Genomic DNA, 21,306 nt, shown 5'->3' with positions numbered 1-21,306 from the left:
CATGAAAGCATATCGTTTAATCCTATCACTCATGGCAAGCGTAGCCGCAGGGCCGGCCTTCTCGCAGACAACAGGTGTTGTTTGCGAGGAGTTCGACCAGATACAGCTGACGCACGTATTGACGCCCACCGGCCCGCTACCGACCGCCTTGGACCCGAATGGCGTATACCCCTATATGAGTTATAGCGAGACCTCAAATCGTCCGGTACCTAAAAGGTACCGGATGATCTCGCTAGAGAACGAGAAAGTCAAGGCTATCATCTGCCCCGATCTTTGCGGGAAAGTAATATCCCTCACTCACAAGGAGAGCGGCAAGGAGGTCTTGTACAGACCGGACGTAATCAAATACACACGGATATTACCCCGTTTCTATTTCGTGGCCGGGGGGATCGAGGTCAGTTTCCCGATCTCCCACTCTCCCACGCAAAATGAGCCGGTGCTTTATCAGATCGATCATACGGGAGACCGCACATATGTAACATGCGGAGAACGGGAATCTCATTACGGTATGCAATGGTCTGTAGAATATTCCTTAGGAGATAAGGACGAATGCCTTACCCAAAGGGTTGTTTACTACAACCCGGGAAAGCAAGCCTATCCATGGATGTCATGGTCCAACGCCGCCCTTCCTTGCGCACCGGATACCCAATACGATTTCCCGAACGGGACCGTATTATCCCATGCCTCCACGTTGGACACGATCGACTGGAAAACCGAAGGAACCCATCATGAACGGGATATCAAAGAGATGACCGGCTACTTCTGGAAAACGAAAGACGTGAATGCTTTCGGGGCCTACACTCCCTCCTTGGGCAGCGGGCTCTATCATATCGCCGACGAATCCAGTACGCCCGGTATCAAGCTATGGAGTTATGGCGTAGCCGGCGACAAGGAATGGTCCATGCTCAGTACCCCCGACCGGCAGCCTTACGTAGAAATCCAAGGTGGCCCGATCAGCGACCAATCTATCAAGCTCGAATTGCGTCCCGGCGAGAAAAAGAATCACGTAGAATATTGGATACCGACAGATCATCCTTTGGATATCTATTCCTTAAAGGTTCCGGCATTAAGGCTTCGCCCGATCGATCGCATCCCGCTATTCGACTGGGCCCGGAAGAATGAATCTTCCATCTGGATCGCCTTAGCCGATGCCTATAAGAATAAGTCCACGCTTCCCGCCGCCCCCTATCCGGAAGACGGGCAGTGGGCTCCATCCGGCATGGAAGATCTGGACGATGCTTTTCGTTGGGCGATCCAAATATCTCCCCGGCCGGAACGGGATTATTGGCAATTCCACTATGGGACTTGGTTGGCTGGAAGAGAACGTGTAGAGGAGGCGATCGAACAACTATCCATCCTAGATATCGATCTGGCGAAAGCTTTATTGGCAAGGCTATATGTTCGTCGGCAGGCGTGGGAAAAGGCGAGAGATACTTACGCCGCTATCCCCGAGACCTCGTGGTTGAACCTACATCCCCAGTTGGTTATCGAGCGGGATAAAGTATTAAAGAAGTTTGGAACAGAGGCTTTACCGGAACGGGAAAAATGTTTGGATAAGATAAACGCGTCCTCTGATGAATGGGTGGTCGAGCGAAAGGTACAGCTACTGATTGATAAGAAGCAATATCAAGAAGCCAAGGATTTATTACTATCCACCCATTTCCAGAAAGTGCATCAAACTTACACCCGTACGGGACTTTGGGAACAGATCAACGAAGGCTTGGGCCTCTCCCCGCAACCTGTACCGGAACAACTCGGCGAGGATCGCTTAGCCCGGTTCGGTGCCTATCGGGAATATGAATAAAGGGAGGTGTGTTTTTAGAGCAGTAGCTTCATATAAGTCTCCGCATATTTAGCAAGAAAGGCCCGGATCACTTTCAAGGCCGTAGAGATATGTTGTTGTACCGTATATACCGAGATACCCAAACTGTCGGCTATCTCCTTATGGGATTTCATATCTTTACGGCTCATATCGAAAACCCTTTTTTGTTGTGGGGTCAACGTTTCAAGCGCCTTATCCAACAATGCGTTTAAATCCGTATCCAATACCGAGTCCTCCGTCTCGTTCGTGCTATCCAATGAGGCGGACCGTATCTTATCCCTCAGCTCCAACTCACGATCCAGTCCCGCCAACAGGTTTAAGATCCGATTTTTCACGATCGTATACACATACGGGCCAAAAGGTACATTCGGGTTCAAGAAACGGCGATTCTGCCAAATAGAGGCGAAAGCATCCTGAAAAACATCTTCCGCCATATCCCGGGATTTAAGGAATTTCAAGGAAAACCACATCAAGCGGTCCTTATACAGGGCATATAATTCACAAAAGGCCGACTCGTCCCCTTCTAGCAAGTCTGCCACAAGTCTTCTTTCTTTCTCTGAATCAATGTCTGCCATTCGACTTAATCTCCCACTTCGATTACATAGGTTCAAATATATGCAAAATACCCAAAAGTAAAAACAAATTGAACCAAAATCAGCGACTCCATCATACAGCTTTATAAACTCGCGATAACAAACATCTTTGCTCATTCGGAAATAATCATGTATTTTTGTCTGTTCATTTAAGAAAGGATGATGTATTGATGAAAGTTTGTATCGCCGAAAAGCCGAGTGTGGCCCGGGAAATCGCGGAAGTATTAGGGGCAACCCAACGAATGAATGGGTATATCGAAGGAAACGGATATCAGGTAACTTGGACATTCGGGCATTTGTGTACCCTGAAAGAACCGCATGAATACGCGGAGAACTGGAAACGCTGGAGTCTGGGGTCGCTACCTATGATCCCTCCCCGGTTCGGTATCAAACTAATCGAGAATCCTACGTATGAGCAACAATTCAAGGTAATCGAGAGCCTGATGCAAAATGCCGAGATGGTCATTAACTGCGGTGATGCCGGCCAAGAGGGAGAGCTGATCCAACGCTGGGTCATGCAAAAGGCAGGTTGTAAATGCCCGGTCTACCGCCTTTGGATCTCCTCGCTTACGGAGGAGGCGATCCGGGAAGGTTTCCAAAAACTCAAAGAACAGACGGAATTCAATAAGTTATATGAGGCCGGGCTATCCCGTGCCATCGGCGACTGGTTGCTGGGGATGAACGCCACCCGCCTTTATACCTTGCGCTACGGGCAGAACCGGCAGGTATTATCGATCGGCCGTGTGCAAACCCCAACGCTCGCCTTGATCGTAAACCGGCAAGCCGAGATCGACAATTTCAAGCCGGAACCCTATTGGGAATTAAAGACCATTTACAGGAATACGACTTTCTCCGCCACGAAAGGTAAGTTCACGAAGAAAGAGGAAGGCGAGGCTTTTCTGGAGAAGGTAAAGGAACAGGATTTTACTGTTACCAGTATCACCGAGAAGAAAGGGAAGGAATTCGCCCCCCGCCTATTCGACTTGACCTCGTTGCAGGTGGAATGTAATAAGAAATTCGCGTTTACGGCGGACGATACGCTAAAGTTGATCCAATCGCTCTACGAGAAGAAGGTGACAACCTACCCACGTGTAGACACGACTTTCCTTAGTGATGATATCTATCCGAAAGTTCCCAATACCTTGAAAGGGTTGGTGGATTATACGGAGCTTACCGCTCCTTTGATGAATCAGAAATTGCCGAAGAGCAAGAAAGTGTTTGATAACTCGAAGGTTACCGATCACCATGCGATCATCCCTACCGGAGTCCCCGCCCGCAATCTTACGGATACGGAACGGAAGGTGTACGATTTGGTAGCCCGTCGTTTTATCGCCGCCTTTTATCCGGATTGCGAGATATCGACCACTACGGTCTTGGGTCAAGTGGATAAGGTGGAATTCAAGGTGACTGGAAAGCAAATCCTCAAACCGGGTTGGCGTGTCGTATTCGGAGCCGAGCAGAAAGATCCGGAGGCTGAACCTACCGAGGAAGAAGGCGTATTGCCCGATTTCGTGAAAGGAGAAAGCGGCCCGCATAAACCGATCTTGAAAGAGACTTGGACCCAGCCTCCGAAACCTTATACAGAAGCTACTTTATTGCGGGCGATGGAAACCGCCGGTAAATTAGTGGATAATGACGAGCTGCGGGATGCCTTAAAGGAAAACGGCATCGGCCGTCCTTCTACCCGTGCGGCGATCATCGAGACTTTATTTAAGCGTAATTATATACGAAAGGAACGTAAGAATCTTTATCCCACCGCTACCGGCGCGGAATTGATCGGCACGATCCATGAGGAACTGCTGAAAAGCGCAGAGTTGACGGGTCTTTGGGAGAAGAAGCTTCGCCAGATCGAGCGGGGAACTTATGAGGCCCGTACTTTCCTTGATGAGTTGAAGCAAATGGTAAACGAGGTCGTCATAAACGTCCTTTCCGACCAAACCCGGCGAACGATTACGATTGAGGATACGTCTAAAGCAGCTAAAGAAACTCCCAAAGACGAACCCAAGGAGAAAAAGGAAAAGAAACCTCGTAAGCCTCGTGCCAAGAAAGAGAAAGAGAAAGCAGAGGCTACTCCTGAATTGGAGCTTCCATCAACAGATAAGCCCGTTTGCCCCATCTGTCACAAAGGCTCTATCCTCCGGGGCAAAACCGCTTATGGTTGCTCTGAATACAAGAATGGATGTACATTCCGCTTGGATTACGCTACGTATGGAAATAATTTAACGGATGAGGAGTTAGGTACGGTTATCAGTAAATTAAAGTCTATTTAAAATATGAGAACAGAATGGTTTCCTCTGGTAAACGAGGAAGGTGAGACGATCGGAAAGGCTACTCGCAAGGAATGTCATAGCGGAAGTAAGTTGCTGCATCCCGTAATCCATTTACATATCTTTAATAAGGATGGAGATCTATATCTCCAAAAACGTTCCATGAACAAGGATATACAACCGGGTAAATGGGACACGGCCGTAGGTGGGCATATTGATTATGGAGAAAGCGTGGAAGAGGCCCTGCGCCGTGAGGTTCGTGAGGAATTGGGCATTACCGATTTCACGCCTGTCTTCATCAAACGTTATATATTCGAGTCTTCCATAGAGAAGGAATTGGTAAACAGCTTCCGGACCACTTACGATGGCCCCATCACCCCCAATCCCGAGGAACTGGACGGAGGACGTTTCTGGCCGATCGAGGAGATCAAAGAGAATCTGGGGAAAGGCGCATTCACCCCGAATTTCGAAAAGGAATTCACCGCTATTTTCCTATAGGATAAAAACGCTACACTTCAGCTAGAATAGTTAGTCAAGAGCCTGTTTATTCTTCGTAAGATACAGTTACATTCTACAAACTACGGCGTGAATCGTACAGACCACAGCATGGTTTGTATAATTCACGTCGTGGTCTGTACAGTTCACGTCGTGGTTTGTGGAATGTAACTATATATGATTATCTTTATATATAGTAAATAAGATGTTTTGTCCTATAGTAATCGACCTATTATATTATAACTGTAACTCCATATGTATCTTACCTCGAAACCTAACAATCTTTGCCTAAAGCACTAATACCTCTACCTTAAATCTAATGTTTGTTCAGACCTTAAAACTAATCTTATATATTAATGTGTGGTTTATACATATCTTGCGCCGTCAAACCGCATTCCTTTTTCATACGGATACAATAATCGAGCGTTCCTACCTCCGGCGTGATATTGTTGGAACCGAACGTGAACTTTACACCCGCGGCTTTCGCTTTCTGAATGATCGCTTTATTCGGAATATGATAAAGCTCGTTTATCTCCAAAGTCTTTCCACTTTTTGCCAAGGCATTCACGAAACGGTCGATACGCTCTTCTGTCCAAAACATATCATATCGGTCACTCATCGCATCGGGAAGGAAACAGGAATTCACGTACATATCGACCGGCTCTTCCAAGACAGAACAGATACGGTCCAACATCATATCCATATATGCTTGCTCATCATCGATAATCACTTCCTTGTTTATCCATAGGTGCGTACGCCGCCCCTTATGATCCAGAAACGTCATGGCATCGGTAAACACATAGTCAAAGCTGTTGCGGGCCGCCTCCGAAAAGGTTGTTACCCACTCACGTCCGTCTGCTCATCCACGGCATTCGCCCATTGAGCGGGAATGTCTATTCCTTTCGCGCTAAACGCCTCTAACGAGATATTCTTAAACTGAAGATTTCCACGTCCCGTACCCACCAGCGAGATAGTACCTTGGGATAACAATGCTTTAGCGTTCTCCTTCAAACGGAAAGGTTTGGAAGGCTCTATATATTCTACGACAGTCTCACCATTAATCCGCACCCGGACAAGCCGTCCTTCTACCCGGATATTCATCTTGAACCATTCGTTCTCTTTCACGAAACTCTTCGTCAGGTTCCGGACCGACACCAAGCTACCCGTCATCCGCCACCAAACCGGATCTTCCCGATCGTTGTTCAAGGCGATACGATATCCTTTACGATCCGTAGCGTCCGTATGGATACCAATATAACCTTTGCCACCGGTCGTGGTACGTACATCCATATCTAACTCGAAGTTCGTATAGCCTTTGCCATCGTTCAACAAAGCACGGGCGTTGGAACCGGCCAACGTAAGGATATCATTTTGTATGACCACGACGCCGGATGTCTTCCATGCGTTGTGATCGACCGTATCGGATACGTTCTCTTTCGTAAATCCCGTGAACACCAAACAGGCGATCACGGCGGCAATCATTAATTTAATCTTCATGGCATCTCTTTTTAAAAGTTATGCCGCAAATGTATCCGGGAATAAGAAGCAAAAAGAAGATTGATATAAAAATGTAGACAGTATGATCCGCTATCCTATTAAATACAAATCAGTTAATAAAGATCACCATCCTAAAAAATGTAGATTGATTATAACGGATTCCGGTTAATCCCGATCCTCATCACCCAACCTTCAAACTCATCACGAGGCACTAACGCCTTATTACGTACCTTGGTCCGGTAGTTATAGATCGTACTCAACGAACAACGAAGAAAAGCGGCTATCCTTACGCTGTCCGTAACCCCCAACCGCATCAAGGCGAATATACGAAGTTCCTTATTCAACAGATCCTCCGATTTCAAGACGATACGTTCCTCGGGCTGCAACAAAGCGTTGAAGTCCCTGACAAACGTAGGATATAATCCAAGAAAGATTCGATCGAAGTTAACATAAAGCGCTTCCACCTCATTCTCCACCATACGGGTCGAACGGAGCATCTTGAATAACTCGTCCAACTGTTTATTCATCGCCTTTTTCTGTAGCGATTTCTGGTAATCCTCCAGTTTATTAATATAGGTGGAGCAGAGATCGAGGAAATGAGCGATGTATTCCTCTTTGATATGGTTTGACTCCGATAGCTGTATATTTCGCTCTTGCAATAAATCATTCGTCTCGCTTATCTCTCCATTCAACTTTACCAAACGGGCATTGGTATTGACCAGCTCTTCTCGTATCGCTGAGATCTTCCGCATCTGCTTATACACATAGGCAAGAGAAAGGATCAGAAAGAGCGTCAATAGGCTGATCAACAAGAAATAAGTCATCAATTGCCTTTTGCCTTGAGCTTCCTGTGTCTGATAGGAAGCATTAATGATAGGATAGAATTTAGAGATCTCATTCATGCGGAACTGTATATTGCAAGTAACGGCACCTTCTCCGCAGACCTCGCCTGTCCGTGAGCCAGATATTTCTGCGCCAGATTTATCTTATACCGATAAGAGGCCGTATCTAAGACAGACAATAACGAATCCTTGTATAAATCAAGTTGTTTCCTATATTCAAAAGAATCCAGATTCGTACTGTAATAAGAGAAAAACGAATAATAAGCCTCATAGAAATCCTGTTTCTGCTCTTTAGACAGCAATTCACGGTCTATGCTTCGCAACAGACTTTCCGACTCACGGTACATCCCGGAGAAAGCATAAAGCGTAGCCAGCCGTAAGCGGGAAGTATAGATGCGTGCCGTATCCTTCATAAATGACGCTATCTCCATATTCCGCTTTATGTAATAGATGGCCGAGTCTTGTTGTATTTTCTTGAATTCCTCGTATAATTGGTGGTTGATCTCATATTCCTGCCACAACGATATCTTGCTCAAGAGAAACATGTCCTTTAGCTGCGTGATCCGTTGCTCCCGTTGCTGAAGATAAAAAGATCTATTCAAGACAGCTTCATCCAGCTCCTTGGCCAACGTGTCCCCTCTCAGCCCTCCCCATGCGAAGGCTTGAACCATCCCGACAATTAGAAATAAGATTACCTTTATTAGTTTATTCATTACACGCACCGAGAATTATCCAAAAGAAAAGGGTTCAGTCAAATCAACAGAGTATAAATAGCTTACCTCGGCTGAAGACTGAACCCAATATTTTAAAACGCCCCGAAAGGGTGTTATTTACACATCTCGTTGATGATCTGTATTAATTGACCGCCTAATTCCTCGGCTTCCTCCATCGTATGGGCCTCAGAGTAGATACGGATGATCGGTTCCGTATTGCTTTTACGCAAATGAACCCATTTATCCGGGAAATCGATCTTTACGCCGTCGATATCCGTAATATCATATTGAGAGAACTTCTCTTTTACTTTCGCTAAGATAGCGTCCACGTCGATCTCCGGCGTTAACTGGACTTTTTGCTTGGAGATAAAATACGGAGGATAAGAAGCCTTCAACTCGCTTGTCTTCATCTTCTTCTTTGCCAGATGAGTCAGGAACAAGGCGATACCTACCAAAGCGTCGCGTCCGTAATGGCTGGCCGGATAGATCACTCCACCGTTGCCCTCACCACCGATCACTGCATTCGTAGCCTTCATCTTGGTAACCACATTTACCTCACCTACAGCGGCGGCATTATATTCGCAGCCATGAGCACGGGTAACGTCACGAAGCGCACGGCTGGAGCTCAGGTTACTTACCGTATTACCCGGAGTATGGCTTAATACGTAATCACTGACAGCGACCAAAGTGTATTCCTCGTTGAACATCTCGCCATTCTCGCAGATAATCGCCAAACGGTCTACGTCCGGATCTACTACGAAACCGACATCCGCTTTCGCATGTCCCATCAAATCGGAGATCTCTGTCAAGTTTTCCGGAATGGGTTCCGGATTATGAGAGAAGTTTCCATGAGGAGCGCAATGCAGCTTGAAGATTTCCTTCACGCCCAACGCATATAATAAATCAGGGATCACGATACCGCCTACGGAGTTCACGCAATCGATAGCTACACGGAAATTAGCGGCCTTAATAGCCTCCACGTCCACGAGATCCAGATTCAAGACGCTCTCAATATGTTTTTGCTTATAAGTCGCATTCGGGATTACCTTGCCCAAATGATCCACGTCGGCGAACTCGAAGTCCTCGGCGGCAGCTATGCGTAATACCTCAGCCCCCTCAGCGGCATTCAAGAACTCACCTTTCTCATTCAAAAGCTTCAAGGCATTCCATTGCTTCGGATTATGACTGGCGGTAAGGATAATACCTCCGCAAGCCCCTTCCATAGCTACGGCCAATTCGGTAGTAGGAGTCGTGGCCAGATCGATATCCACCACATCAAATCCCATGCCGGTAAGCGTTCCTAGGACGACTTGTTTAACCATCGGACCGGAGATACGTGCGTCACGCCCTACAACGATCTTATTGGTCTCCACTTTTGTGTTTTTTCGGATGAATGTAGCATAAGCGGCTACAAACTTAACAATAGCTAACGGATTCAATCCGTCTTCCGGGCTACCGCCTATTGTACCGCGAATACCGGAAATAGATTTAATTAGTGTCATAAGTTTTCTTCAAATATATATTCTAGAATTTCATAATATACAGGCAAGCCTTTCGACTGGTCATAATAGGTGCCCCGCTTAAAAGGAACGATAAGTTTTACTCTAGCCCGGTCTCCCACATATTGCAAAGGAGTCTGCAAACCTTCGCTTACCCATTGATAGGAAGGATCGTATGGATTACTGTTCGAATAATCGCCGTATGTGAACGGAATGGGATAAGTCCCATTGCTATGTGGGCCATAATTCTCGTACACCAAGGTATCCACCTCCAGTATGTAGTGCAATTTACAACGGTACAACATTTTCGTTTTATACTGCACCGCACGCTCACTAGAACCCTTATCTATGATATTCAAATAAACACCATTTTCTAATTTAACGAATTGATTCTCCTTGAAGATGCTATCTTTAGGAAAATCGTCTAAAATCTCAAAATCATTAGCATCGATCAAACGCTCGATTGCCTTTTTCTCATCTTTCAACATATCCGTGTACGACTTTGTCTTGCTACAAGAGATAGCAACTAATGCGGCACACAGAATCAACAGGATATTAAAACCTTTCTTCATTTGTTAGTCTTTAATTGAATGAATCGCAAATGTAAATAATCTTCGTCAAACCTTACGCATGTTTGCCTAAATCTTCTGATTTATTAGGATTAAATTCCTGTAAACCTTTCTCAAACACGGCTACGGCCTCAGATAAAGAGCCATAGAACTCACCTCCGGACGCATTTTTATGTCCACCTCCGTTGAAATAAGTAGAAGCAAACTGATTGCAAGGAAAATCGCCCACGGAGCGAAGCGATACCTTTATGTAATCGCTGTCCTCACGAATAAAGACACTAAAGCTTACGTTCTCTATGCTTAACGGCAAGTTCACGAAACCTTCCGTATCTCCAGTCTGGTACTGAAAACGATCCAGTTCCTCTTTCGATAATGTGATAAGAGCCGCCTGTTGTTCCGGATAGACCCTCATCTTCTCATACAACACATATCCCATCATACGTAAACGGCACTCGGAATAGACCTGATTCACCTTACGATAGATCAAATCCTTATCAATCCCCTTCTTGATCAATTCGCTGACGATCGTATAAATCTCCGGTTTATTCGAATTATAGGTGAACGATCCCGTATCCGTCATCATACCCGTATAGATACAAGCGGCGGCATCCCGATTCAATAAATCGAACATCCCCATACGACAAATAAAACGGAAGATCATCTCACTGGTAGAAGACATCTCCGGATACGACATCGTCACACGACAAAAATCTGCGGGGTTCAAATGATGATCAATCATCACCTTGCGGCCTTCTGAGGCGATCACCGCCGGAGCCAGTTTCTCGATACGTTTGGGTTCATTGAAATCGAGGCAGAAAATAACATCCGCTTCCTTGATCAATTTCTCGGCGAAATCCGGATATTTCTCATGTATCACGACATCCTTAGCGCCCGGCATCCATCTATAAAAAGAGGGAAATGCGTTCGGTACTACTACCGCTACATTATCCTTACCGTAAGCGGATAGGAAATGATATAAACCAAGGGATGAACCTAATGCGTCGCCGTCTGGTGAGACATGCGTCACGATAACAAAACTCTCGCCTTTCTCTACGTATTTTTTGGCTTTCTGAATCTTCTCTTCTTGAATGATTTTAGTGATCATATAATCTTTTTGTTTTCACCCCAAAGGTACGACTTTTTTAGTTTCCGGCTATCAAAAAAAGTTCAATAAGGATCTTTACTGATATTATTAACAAAAGGGTTAAGGCGGCCAACAAAACTTTTGGTTCCCGTATCTTCATATATATCAAGCATAAAACAAGAAAACCATAACCTCCTAGCATCTCAAAGAAACTAAAACGACCCGTAATCGTCGCATAAGGCAGGGCGCTGAACACGTCCACTACCCTTACCATGCCATGAACCAGCCCTTCTACGATCTTCTGTATCCAGTCATATCCACAGAAATCCACCGGATAGCCTAACCACAAAAAGGCAAAAGGAATCAAAAACATAGCCAAGAGAGTGACCGGTAGATTCGTAAACAAGAAAACTGTCGAAAATTGTCCAAAATAATAAAAACAGAGCAAAGCAGTCCCTATCTGCGCAGCTATAGACACCGTAATCCATTCCCAAGGCATGGCCAACAAAGGATTTCTCACCACTATCCATTCCTTGAAACGAGGCACTAGGAATAAAATAAAAAACACAGCCAAATAGCTTAACTGAAAACCGACATCAAACAGATAATACGGATTATAGGCCAGCATACAGAAAGCGGCAGCGGCCAATGTATTATATCCATCCGTAACACGCCTAAGCGCCCTTCCTGTTAAATATAAAGACAGCATCAAGGCGGCCCGTACCGCCGAGGGCGCTAATCCTGTGATAAAGACAAACCCCCAAAGACTTCCCACCAGAATGATATAACGAACCCAACGTCCTATCCCCCATTTTGGCATAAACGAGCAAAAGAAAGATAAGAATCCACAAATCACGGCAACATGAAAACCGCTCACCGCTAATATATGAGACACGCCCGCCAAAGAGAAGCGCCTTTTCGTTTCCCGACTCATCGCTTTCTTATATCCCAATGTCAATGTAGCCAAAATAGATTTCTCCTCATCAGACAAACGCAAACGATCAAATGTATTTACCAAAGAATATTGAGCCTTGGTAGCCAATAAATCTAAAGAAGAAGCAGGCTCATTTACAAGCGCTATACGCCGGTCACTATACCAACAGACCTCAACCGCCAAACATACAATCAAAACAGAGACTATAGCTCCCCATATCCAACGGGAATCGTATCGCAACTCCGCATGCCCTCGCCCCCACGAGAACCCCAGAAAAAGAAAAACCAGAGCAGATAAAACCCCTAAAACATATAAAAGCAAAGAGGTAGGTAAAAACGCATAGCATAAAATTCCGGTTATCCATAAAAAAAGCGGCCGTACAAAAGGCCGCTTTTGTATTTCCTCAATCATGATAGTTAGGTTTTGTGATATATTAATGTGTTCTACAAAGCTTTCAAGTCTTTAATTGTTTGTATCGGATCTGGAGATTTGAATACGAAGTTACCGGCGACTAATACATCGGCACCTGCGTCAACCAAACGCTTTCCCGTCTCTAAATTCACCCCGCCATCTACCTCGATCATAGTACTCAATCCCTTCCGGTCTATCATTTCCCGTAGACGGGCCACCTTATCTACGGAATGCTCAATGAAGCGTTGACCACCAAATCCCGGATTCACGGACATCAATAAAACCATGTCCACATCTTGGATTATATCTTCCAATAAGCAGATGGGCGTATGCGGATTCAAGGTAACACCCGCTTTCATGCCCGTTTCCTTAATAGCCGCTACCGTCCGATGCAAATGGGTACATGCCTCATAATGCACGTTCATCATATAGGCTCCCGTAGCCGCGACCTCAGGGATAAACTTCTGGGGCTCCACGATCATCAAGTGCACATCCATCGGCTTCTGGCATATAGGCTTTAATGCGTTAAGTACCGGGAAACCAAACGAGATATTCGGCACGAATACCCCATCCATAATATCCAGATGCAACCAATCGGCGTCACTTTTATTTATCATCTCCACCTCCTTCCGCAAATCCAGAAAATTAGCGGAAAGCAGGGAAGGCGCTATCAAATGCTTCATAATCTTGTCTTTTGTTTTTACAAAAGTACACAAAAAAAGAAAGAGAACCTAATAATATAGATTCTCTTTCCGTAATTCTTAGTTCAACACATACCCGCAGAGCTCCGGACGTACAGCCGGTTCCGCTTGATAAGCCCTCGCAAACTGTTTCAAGAAATCCATCGTTTGCTTCCGAGGCGAACTTTTCGCCTCCGGGGCACTTTTCACTTTTTTCTCCAAATCATCCATGCATTGCGTAGAATGCTTCCTCATAGGCACCTTTATTTTTATCTTGTTTGCTAATAAAACGTAGGGACCTAAGACTTATTGCATGGAAAGAAAATTATTTTACACCATAGATAGCTCGATACGGTTCTCATCGGCCATACGGCGCATATTCAATATAGCGTAACGCATACGCCCTAAGGCCGTATTGATGCTAACCCCCGTGATATCGGCGATTTCCTTAAAACTAAGATCTTGATAGTAACGCATCTCCAACACCTCACGCTGGTTATCCGGCAAATGCTTTACCAATTTCTTCACGTCAGACAATACTTGATGGCGCACGATATTATCCTCTATCGTACCATCGCAAAGCTTGATGTTATTAAATAAGTCGATTTCTACCTCATCATTCGAGATCGTGTTCTCGCTACGTTCCTGACGGAAATTATCTATAATCAAGTTATGGGCAATACGAGTAATCCATGCCTTAAACTTGCCGTTCTCGGTATAGCGACCTTGTTTTATAGTCATGATAACCTTCACGAAGGTCTCTTGAAAGATATCCTCCGTAAGCTCTTTGTTACGTACTATGAAATAAATGTAAGAATGAATGCTACTTTTGTATCGATTTAATAAAATATCGAAAGCGGCATTATTACCTTCTGCATAAAGGACAACCAATTCCTCGTCGGTCATCATTTTTAAAGTCTTCATTACTTTCACATTTTTAGTTTATTCGAGTAATGTTTATGCTATAGGCGATGGGGTTTAACTGTTATACAATGTTATTTATGAAAGCAAAAGAACGAAAAATATTTTAAACCAACAAACATTTTATTTCAAATTATAAAAAGAATGTCCCCTGCCCGCACCTTTAACGTACGAACAGGGGACTTTACTGATCTAAAATATATGTATATTAGAACTTGTATCCCAATGTCAAAGCTACACGAGTCGTGTTTGTTTTCATCGTGGCGGGTTGGGCTTCGAGGAATGGCTTCGGATCATCTCCCGCAAACATATTAGAGAACGCATAAACATCTTCCTTATGCGTACGGAATACACAAGCCAAGTCCGTATAGAAGTTCGGGGTGAAGCGATAACCGATACCTACCGTATAATTCATGCCCCCTTTATCGATCGTATAATTAGGAATCGTACCAACCGTAAAGACCTCTTTCTCTCCATTCTTCAGTTTATCCTTGATCGGACTATCGCTGTAGGCGACACCTGCTCTTACGGCAAATTGAGGAGTAACCTTTACCTCCGCACCTACACGGATCGTATTCATTGACTTGAAATTATCCGTTATATCTTGGTTAGTATACACGTTACTGCTACCATCCGTTTGATACATACGCATATTCTTATAATTCATCAACTCGTAATCAACGCTTATCAAAGCGGTCGTACCCAAGATTGCGGCGGCACTAAAGATCCATTTATCCGGAGAACGGAATTCATAGTCATAATAAGCATTATTAGGAGTAGCCGCATCCAGTTTACGCTCCTTCATCTCCCCTTTATCCATAAAGGTCAGATAAGAACCGGCCTCACCATAATAACGATCTGTCATCTTATACCACGTAGGTGAATTATAAGCTACACCTAAACGAAGAAAATCAGTAGGACGAACAATGGCACCCACATTAAATGAATACCCGGTACCATCCGTATCCAAGTAATTATCTAAGTATAAATTATTGCCGTTCGTAAATTCCTCATCATACGATGACTGATATCTATAGTTCAGATCCGTAATCGCAACCGTAGCGCCAAGCATCACAAGTTCCGATATATTTATACCGAAAGCCAAGTCATATTGATCCACGGAACCTCGCTCTGAAACTTTTAATTGACCTCCTTGCAATAAATACGGACTCCATTGCCCATCCGCATCTTTATCCCCGAACGCACTATAATACTCTTTATCATTATCGTTATATGAATCCATATAACCGGCATTGTATCCTAGAATAGATAGCCAATCACCTAAGTCTTGGTTATTATAAGGGTTATAGTCTTTACCCTCCCCCAACAGTCCGCTAGGCATTCCTGCCGCACGCATGGCCACATAATCAGAAAGAGAAGTATTCAAATCACCTCCTGTAGCCATCGTATAGTTCCGGTTATAATTCTTCAAGCGATTATAAGAGAAACCAACGTTCCAGCTCACGATACCCTCATCATTCGCTGTCGGGAAATATCCTACGTAAGCGATATTATCGAAACTCACCTTCGTACGGCTGTTGTCCACCTTCGAACCAAGCCAATCGGTCTTCGCGGAGGCCGAAGACAAACTCAATGTCGTAACCACCTCCGAGCTTTTATAAATCGCCAAGCCTGCCGGGTTCGTATTCATAGCGGAAATATCACCACCTAACGCACCAAAAGCACCACCCATTCCTAAATAACGAGCCGTACCATTCAACTCCGTCTGGGAATACTTAAAGGCATCCAACTGTGACTGCGAAAAAGCGGTGCCGCCACACAGGGCAAGCACCGACATTATAATTCCTATCCTTTTCATCGTATCTCTAATTTTATCAACCTAACACTTTTACCTGCGACCACCACCGGCACGGCCACCTCCGCCACCAACAGAGCCTCCACTAGAACGACCTCCACCGAAGCTACCGGAAGAAGAACCTACCGAACTACTACGAGAAGGAGAGGAACTTCTAAATTGACTGGAAGAAGAGCGACTATTTGAGAAATCGCTACTGCTTCTGGAAGAAGAACGTGTTACCGGAGCTGAATATTGACGTCCGGAAGAAGATGCGGCTCCAGAACTACTTCTGGAAATCCTTGTTCTCGCCGAGCTATTACTTATGCCCGAGCTACTTCTTGTCGTTGCCGAATTTCTAACAGAAGAAGAGGAACGACGTCCCGCACCAGAGGAAATAGCAGATTCCCTACGGGTAGATCCCGCACGTCCATTGCTCAAGGAACTTGAAGACGAAGGTCTTGTAGTCGATCCGGAATTTCTCAAGGAAGAAGAGCCACTGCTCCGCCCACCTGTATAACCGGAACCTCTGCCACTCGCATAAGAGCGATTATCTCGATAAGAGGAACGTCCGTTTGAATAATGTCTACTTGGAGTCGAGTAGTAACCGGGATAGTAATGATGGTGATGTCCCCAATGGCCACCCCAATAGCCTCCACCCCAGCCCCAAGACGGGCCATACCATGGATCGTACCACGGACTATAATAGCCGGCATAAAAGCCTCCCCAGCCCCAGCCGAATCCCCAAGACGGGCCGTAGAAGCGAGATGAATAAGTCCACCAAGGGCTATAACTATAGAACCAAGGATCGTACCAACCTGTATACCAAGGCGAGCCCCAACCGTTGCCGACATTGATATTAAAATTCACGTTCGCGCTACCGTTCGAATAATCCGTATCATAGCCGTAACCATAATATCCGTCACTCAGATACAAATCGACTTGATCCGCTCCGGCGATCGTAATCTTACTCGGCGAATGATAACGAATGATACGTTCCGTATATTCAGTATCCGAACGACGCTCGGAAGAAGACTCATTCTCATCGCTATCCTCATAGATAACGGAATCATCCTCACGATAAGGCTCCTCCACCTCGACTGATGTATAACGACGGTTATATTCATCCACATCCCGGCTGTCTGAAGAAGCTTGGCTCTTGGCTGTAGCGACCAGGGCCCTAGACTCCTGTTTCGGCTGAACAACCTTTTTCTCTTCAACCTGTTCTTTCTTTTTCTTGTTTTTGGAAGAGAAATACACATCATCAAAGAACTCCTCCTGAGCCGCGGCACTAAATGCGATCAGAAGCATCATCACTAAAGATGTTAATTTCATGGGTTTCATATTTGTTTCTCCTCTACATTAAATAAATATTTTTCTCTTTTCATGTTTGACGCCCTTTTATGCAAAGGGTTTAAACGCTTTTTAGTTTTATAACAATAAACTCAATGTAATGTATGTACAAATATAATCGGTTCACGTTAATGTCCCAAGATTTACATATACTTTAACTTATAAAACTCACACATTTATTGTTATCTATAAAAGAAGATGCAAAGTTGGCGTAAACGCTGCAATCTCCGCAAATTCTTATTATTTTTGTTTCAAATTATAACGAAAAAATTACGCATATGGTATTAGCCTCGACAATAGATTTCACATTGCCCTTAGCGGACCCGGTATTAAAATTTCTCTTGATTCTTTTAATTATCCTGGCCGCTCCCCTTTTATTAAACAAGCTGAGAATCCCTCACCTGCTTGGACTGATCATTGCCGGCGCAATTATCGGACCGCACGGCTTTAATCTCGTATTACGGGATAGCAGCATTATCTTGTCCGGGACGGCGGGCTTGCTTTATATCATGTTTCTCGCCGGATTGGAAATCGATATGGCGGATTTTAAGAGAAATAGTACGAAAAGCCTAGCTTTCGGCATGTACACATTCCTCATTCCGATGATCCTAGGAACGGTTGTCGGGATATGGGTCCTGCGATTCAACGTATTGACCTCCGTTTTACTCGCCAGTATGTTTGCCTCCCATACATTGATCGCCTATCCGATTATCAGTAAACTGGGTATCAGCAAAAACAAAGCCGTCAGTATCACCGTAGGAGGAACGATGATCACTGATACCTTGGCATTGCTCGTCCTAACGATCATTGTCGGCATGGCCACCGGACAGGTCAACGATATGTTTTGGATTCGTCTGGGCGTTTCCATCTTGATATTCGCGTTAATCGTATTATTCGGTTTCCCTTTCATTGGGCGTTGGTTCTTTAAGCATGTACACGATAATATATCACAGTATATATTCGTGCTGGTGATGGTATTTCTGGGATCTTTCCTAGCTCAGGTAGCGGGTATGGAGGCGATCATCGGGGCGTTCTTATCCGGACTAGCCCTAAATCGCCTTATCCCGCAAAGCTCACCCTTGATGAATCGTGTCGAGTTCGTAGGAAATGCCATATTCATCCCATTCTTCTTGTTGGGCGTAGGTATGTTAATAGATTATCGTACGTTCTTTACCAGTTTCGAGACCATTAAAGTAGGACTTATCATGATTATCGTAGCTACGGCCGCCAAATACATAGCCGCTTGGATGACCCAAAAGACTTTCCATCTGTCCACGGATCAGCGAAGCGTTATTTTCGGCCTAAGTAACGCACAAGCCGCCGCTACATTGGCCGCCGTGATGGTCGGATATAACGTAATCACCGGAACAGACGCTAATGGGGAACCAATCCGGTTATTAAATGAGAGCGTGTTGAACGGTACGATCCTGATGATACTTGTCACTTGCACCATCGCCTCTTTCGCCGCCCAAAAAGGCGCTCATAACATAGCGGCCCAAGATATATCCGATAAGGAGGAAAACAAAAAAGAATCAGAGCATATCTTGATACCAGTCAGCAATGAAGAGACCGTGGAAGAGCTGGTCAACCTCAGCTTGGCGATCAAATCTCCCCAAAACAAGAACGGCTTGTTTGCCCTAAAAGTGATAGATAACCATCATTCAGACGAGAAAGCGTTAAAACAATCCCGCAGGGTTCTACAGACCGCAGTCAATACGGCTGCCGCCACGGATACCCGGATGAAGGATTTATTAAGATATGACTTAAGCGTATCGAATGCTATCGCCAGCGTGGTAAAAGAGCGGGAGATCACAGATCTGGTAGTGGGATTGCACAAGGAAAAAGATATACCGGCGGCCTTCCTTGGCCATATCGTGGAAAGCGTATTGGCGGAAAGTAGTGTAAGCACATTCATATACAAGCCCGCACAACCCATCTCTACTGTTAGACGGCATCTGATCATCATCCCGGAATTGGCCGAAAAAGAAATCGGTTTCAACCAAATCATCTTCCGGCTACGAAACGTGACCCAGAACACAGGTGCAGCGACAGTCTTTTACGGTTCGGAAGCGACCTTGAATGCCTTAAAGAAATTATTAGCCAAGAAAAGCGGAGAAGCCAGTTATATCGAATTCAACGACTGGGATGACTTCCTGATCGTTTTCCGGGATATAAAACCGGACGACACGATGTGGATTATCCTTAGCCGCAAGGAAGGACTTTCCTACGCTCCCGCCATGGCCCGTATCCCCAAGTACCTCAACAAATACTTTCAGGCAAACAGTTTCGTATTGGCATATCCCGTGCAAGCTGGCATGAACGAGGGTACTCGCTATCTGACTTAGCCATTACGGAACCAGCCTCTCACGCCAAGACTTTCGAGGTGAGTACGGCATTTTCCGCTTAGCGTATCCCAGACGGAGGATCAAGGCAGGAATCTCGTTGGTGAAAGACAAATCTTTCGCCAGCAAACCGGAAAGATCACGCACCTCACAAGGCTGGTTCAAAAAGGCGAAAGCGATATTCTTTTCCGTAGCTCTCAAAAGAAAACGTTGCAAACTCCGGCCTAGCGCAAACCATTCCGGTAGCGTATTTGTCCGTAAGGCGAACCCTATTTTGTATGCCGGCTTTCAAGACACTTCCCATGATTTCAGTTCTCGCTTAAACAGACGATCGCTCATTTGCCGGTTATTCCCCGCAAATATATAAGAAGAAAGCGTATCGAACTCCCACTTTCCGTTCATGCCCGGACAAACGCCTCAAAAACAAAAAATCCCGTAAAGCTTTCGCCTTACAGGACTCTCTGCGGAAAGACAGGGTTTTGAACCTATAACTCTAACCGCTTATATGTCAGCTACTTTGCTTTCAAAATTTCAAATAGGTAACGAAACAGTAACGATTTTTAATCGTTAAGCCTGTCCAACTTTGACCGTGTTTGTCTGCCTAACTTTCGGGTTCAAAGATACTGCATTCTTTTGAAACTCGCAAATATCTGATAATAAATATTTTTGGGTTAGTGCAAGGTGCAAGCTATATATATAAATATATACTTGCACCTTGCACTAAAAAAAAGCACTGGGGTACAAATGGTTAAAACAAAATCCGTATCTTCGTAACCGATTAAAAACAAACGTGTATGATAATAACTAACCGTGAAGAAGTAATAGATAAAGCATTTGGGGTATTTGTCAGGATGAACTACGAGAAAGCAAGCATCATCACGCTTGCCAAAGCCTGCGGGGTGACAAAAACGGGTATCGTTTATTATTTTCCGCATAAGCTGGATTTATTCATGGCTGTGGCAGACAAATACGTGCTAAAAATGCACGAACCGGGAAACAAGTTTGCCACTCCTGCCGATACGTTGGCAGAGTTCATCGGGCAATACGTGGCAGGGGTAGCCGCTTCCATGAAAAGGATTGTTGAACTGATTGGCGACAATGGCGACCCGCATGATTGTAGCTCCAGCTTCTACTACTTTCATTTCCTGTCACAAGTGCGTACGTACTATCCGGGCATCAGGCAGAAAATCGAAAGAGTATTTAGCCATGACCATGACCTGTGGGCGAAAGTCGTGCAGAAAGCAAAAGAAAGCGGGGAAATCAGAAGTGACACGGACGTGAAGAAAACGGCTACCATGTTCCGGCAAATGTTTTTAGGACTGTCATACGAACAAGCATTCCTGAACGGTTTGAACGTGGACGAACTGGCAGAAAACTTTCGCTATATCTATTCGCTGCTTAAAGCCTGATACAGTTTTGTTTTTTTAACCTCTATTATTTTTGAACGTATGTTCAAAATGTGGCATTTTTGTTCTATCTTTGGAGCATG

The 21,306-nt window shown here is 44.9% G+C and carries 18 protein-coding genes and 1 pseudogene; 5 read left to right on the top strand and 14 right to left on the bottom strand.

The window, feature by feature from the left end; all coding sequences use genetic code 11:
• Nucleotides 1-31 precede the first annotated feature (31 nt).
• A complete protein-coding gene (locus tag NBH16_RS16380; RefSeq protein ID WP_250788876.1) occupies nucleotides 32-1,804 on the top strand; it encodes a DUF5107 domain-containing protein in 1,773 nt (590 codons plus the stop codon).
• Nucleotides 1,805-1,818: 14 nt separating this feature from the next.
• Here NBH16_RS16380 and NBH16_RS16375 read toward each other — a convergent pair whose 3' ends face one another.
• Nucleotides 1,819-2,397 carry an RNA polymerase sigma-70 factor gene (locus NBH16_RS16375; RefSeq protein WP_005858137.1) on the bottom strand — a complete coding sequence of 193 codons (579 nt, stop codon included), beginning with the start codon at nucleotides 2,395-2,397 and terminating at the stop codon, nucleotides 1,819-1,821.
• Between the two features lie 188 nt (nucleotides 2,398-2,585).
• Between NBH16_RS16375 and NBH16_RS16370 the strand changes: the two genes are divergently transcribed.
• Nucleotides 2,586-4,685: a DNA topoisomerase 3 gene (locus NBH16_RS16370; RefSeq protein WP_034527038.1), complete on the top strand. Its 2,100-nt coding sequence runs from the start codon at nucleotides 2,586-2,588 to the stop codon at nucleotides 4,683-4,685.
• Nucleotides 4,686-4,688: 3 nt separating this feature from the next.
• Nucleotides 4,689-5,180: an NUDIX hydrolase gene (locus tag NBH16_RS16365; protein ID WP_122369309.1), complete on the top strand. Its 492-nt coding sequence runs from the start codon at nucleotides 4,689-4,691 to the stop codon at nucleotides 5,178-5,180.
• A 343-nt stretch (nucleotides 5,181-5,523) separates the two neighbouring features.
• On the opposite strand, the pseudogene NBH16_RS23455 reads toward NBH16_RS16365, so the two are convergent.
• From NBH16_RS23455 to NBH16_RS16300, 12 genes and pseudogenes are all read right to left on the bottom strand, one after another.
• Nucleotides 5,524-6,674 (bottom strand): annotated as a pseudogene (locus NBH16_RS23455) (DUF1080 domain-containing protein).
• 149 nt (nucleotides 6,675-6,823) lie between these two features.
• Entirely contained in the window at nucleotides 6,824-7,576 is a 753-nt protein-coding gene (locus NBH16_RS16350) for a DUF6377 domain-containing protein (RefSeq protein WP_250788873.1), read from the bottom strand.
• A complete protein-coding gene (locus tag NBH16_RS16345; RefSeq protein WP_005866294.1) occupies nucleotides 7,573-8,229 on the bottom strand; it encodes a SusR-related protein in 657 nt (218 codons plus the stop codon). The genes NBH16_RS16350 and NBH16_RS16345 overlap by 4 nt, the downstream gene beginning before the upstream one ends.
• Nucleotides 8,230-8,342: 113 nt before the next feature.
• The gene (gene glmM, locus NBH16_RS16340; RefSeq protein WP_005858149.1) at nucleotides 8,343-9,731 is read right to left on the bottom strand and encodes a phosphoglucosamine mutase; all 1,389 of its coding nucleotides are present in this window, start codon (nucleotides 9,729-9,731) and stop codon (nucleotides 8,343-8,345) included.
• The gene (bamK, locus tag NBH16_RS16335; RefSeq protein WP_048927791.1) at nucleotides 9,728-10,300 is read right to left on the bottom strand and encodes a BamK family beta-barrel-assembly machinery protein; all 573 of its coding nucleotides are present in this window, start codon (nucleotides 10,298-10,300) and stop codon (nucleotides 9,728-9,730) included. Before bamK ends, glmM begins: the two co-directional genes overlap by 4 nt.
• Before the next feature lie 52 nt (nucleotides 10,301-10,352).
• Complete coding sequence (locus tag NBH16_RS16330; protein ID WP_005866290.1) at nucleotides 10,353-11,402, bottom strand: DHH family phosphoesterase; 1,050 nt, start codon at nucleotides 11,400-11,402, stop codon at nucleotides 10,353-10,355.
• A gap of 37 nt (nucleotides 11,403-11,439) precedes the next feature.
• A complete protein-coding gene (locus NBH16_RS16325; protein WP_048927790.1) occupies nucleotides 11,440-12,726 on the bottom strand; it encodes a ComEC/Rec2 family competence protein in 1,287 nt (428 codons plus the stop codon).
• Nucleotides 12,727-12,758: 32 nt separating this feature from the next.
• Nucleotides 12,759-13,409, bottom strand: coding sequence for a ribulose-phosphate 3-epimerase (gene rpe, locus NBH16_RS16320; RefSeq protein WP_008774230.1), 651 nt, complete (start codon nucleotides 13,407-13,409; stop codon nucleotides 12,759-12,761).
• Nucleotides 13,410-13,487: 78 nt separating this feature from the next.
• On the bottom strand, nucleotides 13,488-13,661 hold the full coding sequence (locus tag NBH16_RS16315; protein WP_172618149.1) for a hypothetical protein: 174 nt from the start codon (nucleotides 13,659-13,661) through the stop codon (nucleotides 13,488-13,490).
• A 75-nt stretch (nucleotides 13,662-13,736) separates the two neighbouring features.
• A complete protein-coding gene (locus NBH16_RS16310) occupies nucleotides 13,737-14,330 on the bottom strand; it encodes an RNA polymerase sigma factor (protein ID WP_008774229.1) in 594 nt (197 codons plus the stop codon).
• 205 nt (nucleotides 14,331-14,535) lie between these two features.
• Nucleotides 14,536-16,146: an OmpP1/FadL family transporter gene (locus NBH16_RS16305; RefSeq protein WP_250788872.1), complete on the bottom strand. Its 1,611-nt coding sequence runs from the start codon at nucleotides 16,144-16,146 to the stop codon at nucleotides 14,536-14,538.
• A 30-nt stretch (nucleotides 16,147-16,176) separates the two neighbouring features.
• The gene (locus NBH16_RS16300; RefSeq protein ID WP_036610517.1) at nucleotides 16,177-17,466 is read right to left on the bottom strand and encodes a hypothetical protein; all 1,290 of its coding nucleotides are present in this window, start codon (nucleotides 17,464-17,466) and stop codon (nucleotides 16,177-16,179) included.
• A gap of 287 nt (nucleotides 17,467-17,753) precedes the next feature.
• On the opposite strand from NBH16_RS16300, the gene NBH16_RS16295 reads away from it, so the two are divergent.
• On the top strand, nucleotides 17,754-19,820 hold the full coding sequence (locus NBH16_RS16295) for a cation:proton antiporter (protein ID WP_005858160.1): 2,067 nt from the start codon (nucleotides 17,754-17,756) through the stop codon (nucleotides 19,818-19,820).
• Between the two features lie 3 nt (nucleotides 19,821-19,823).
• Here NBH16_RS16295 and NBH16_RS16290 read toward each other — a convergent pair whose 3' ends face one another.
• Nucleotides 19,824-20,018 carry a hypothetical protein gene (locus NBH16_RS16290; protein WP_230327875.1) on the bottom strand — a complete coding sequence of 65 codons (195 nt, stop codon included), beginning with the start codon at nucleotides 20,016-20,018 and terminating at the stop codon, nucleotides 19,824-19,826.
• 593 nt (nucleotides 20,019-20,611) lie between these two features.
• Here NBH16_RS16290 and NBH16_RS16285 point away from each other — a divergent pair.
• Complete coding sequence (locus NBH16_RS16285; RefSeq protein ID WP_004309995.1) at nucleotides 20,612-21,226, top strand: TetR/AcrR family transcriptional regulator; 615 nt, start codon at nucleotides 20,612-20,614, stop codon at nucleotides 21,224-21,226.
• Nucleotides 21,227-21,306 lie beyond the last annotated feature (80 nt).

It is taken from the genome of Parabacteroides sp. Y3-G-102 (genome assembly GCF_023656845.1).
GTDB classification, from domain to species: domain Bacteria; phylum Bacteroidota; class Bacteroidia; order Bacteroidales; family Tannerellaceae; genus Parabacteroides; species Parabacteroides distasonis.
The sequence above is the reverse complement of the archived record's forward strand: the minus strand, read 5'-3'. Positions and strand labels throughout refer to the sequence as shown.

What these genes read in the sequence shown, in the direction of transcription:
- NBH16_RS16350 (WP_250788873.1), bottom strand. Translation starts at nt 7,576, where the DNA reads ATGAATGAGATCTCTAAATTCTATCCTATCATTAATGCTTCCTATCAG.
- NBH16_RS16300 (WP_036610517.1), bottom strand. Translation starts at nt 17,466, where the DNA reads ATGAAACCCATGAAATTAACATCTTTAGTGATGATGCTTCTGATCGCA.
- NBH16_RS16330 (WP_005866290.1), bottom strand. Translation starts at nt 11,402, where the DNA reads ATGATCACTAAAATCATTCAAGAAGAGAAGATTCAGAAAGCCAAAAAA.
- rpe (WP_008774230.1), bottom strand. Translation starts at nt 13,409, where the DNA reads ATGAAGCATTTGATAGCGCCTTCCCTGCTTTCCGCTAATTTTCTGGAT.
- NBH16_RS16365 (WP_122369309.1), top strand. Translation starts at nt 4,689, where the DNA reads ATGAGAACAGAATGGTTTCCTCTGGTAAACGAGGAAGGTGAGACGATC.
- NBH16_RS16305 (WP_250788872.1), bottom strand. Translation starts at nt 16,146, where the DNA reads ATGAAAAGGATAGGAATTATAATGTCGGTGCTTGCCCTGTGTGGCGGC.
- NBH16_RS16315 (WP_172618149.1), bottom strand. Translation starts at nt 13,661, where the DNA reads ATGAGGAAGCATTCTACGCAATGCATGGATGATTTGGAGAAAAAAGTG.
- glmM (WP_005858149.1), bottom strand. Translation starts at nt 9,731, where the DNA reads ATGACACTAATTAAATCTATTTCCGGTATTCGCGGTACAATAGGCGGT.
- NBH16_RS16325 (WP_048927790.1), bottom strand. Translation starts at nt 12,726, where the DNA reads ATGATTGAGGAAATACAAAAGCGGCCTTTTGTACGGCCGCTTTTTTTA.
- NBH16_RS16370 (WP_034527038.1), top strand. Translation starts at nt 2,586, where the DNA reads ATGAAAGTTTGTATCGCCGAAAAGCCGAGTGTGGCCCGGGAAATCGCG.
- NBH16_RS16285 (WP_004309995.1), top strand. Translation starts at nt 20,612, where the DNA reads ATGATAATAACTAACCGTGAAGAAGTAATAGATAAAGCATTTGGGGTA.
- NBH16_RS16310 (WP_008774229.1), bottom strand. Translation starts at nt 14,330, where the DNA reads ATGAAGACTTTAAAAATGATGACCGACGAGGAATTGGTTGTCCTTTAT.
- NBH16_RS16380 (WP_250788876.1), top strand. Translation starts at nt 32, where the DNA reads ATGGCAAGCGTAGCCGCAGGGCCGGCCTTCTCGCAGACAACAGGTGTT.
- NBH16_RS16375 (WP_005858137.1), bottom strand. Translation starts at nt 2,397, where the DNA reads ATGGCAGACATTGATTCAGAGAAAGAAAGAAGACTTGTGGCAGACTTG.
- bamK (WP_048927791.1), bottom strand. Translation starts at nt 10,300, where the DNA reads ATGAAGAAAGGTTTTAATATCCTGTTGATTCTGTGTGCCGCATTAGTT.
- NBH16_RS16295 (WP_005858160.1), top strand. Translation starts at nt 17,754, where the DNA reads ATGGTATTAGCCTCGACAATAGATTTCACATTGCCCTTAGCGGACCCG.
- NBH16_RS16345 (WP_005866294.1), bottom strand. Translation starts at nt 8,229, where the DNA reads ATGAATAAACTAATAAAGGTAATCTTATTTCTAATTGTCGGGATGGTT.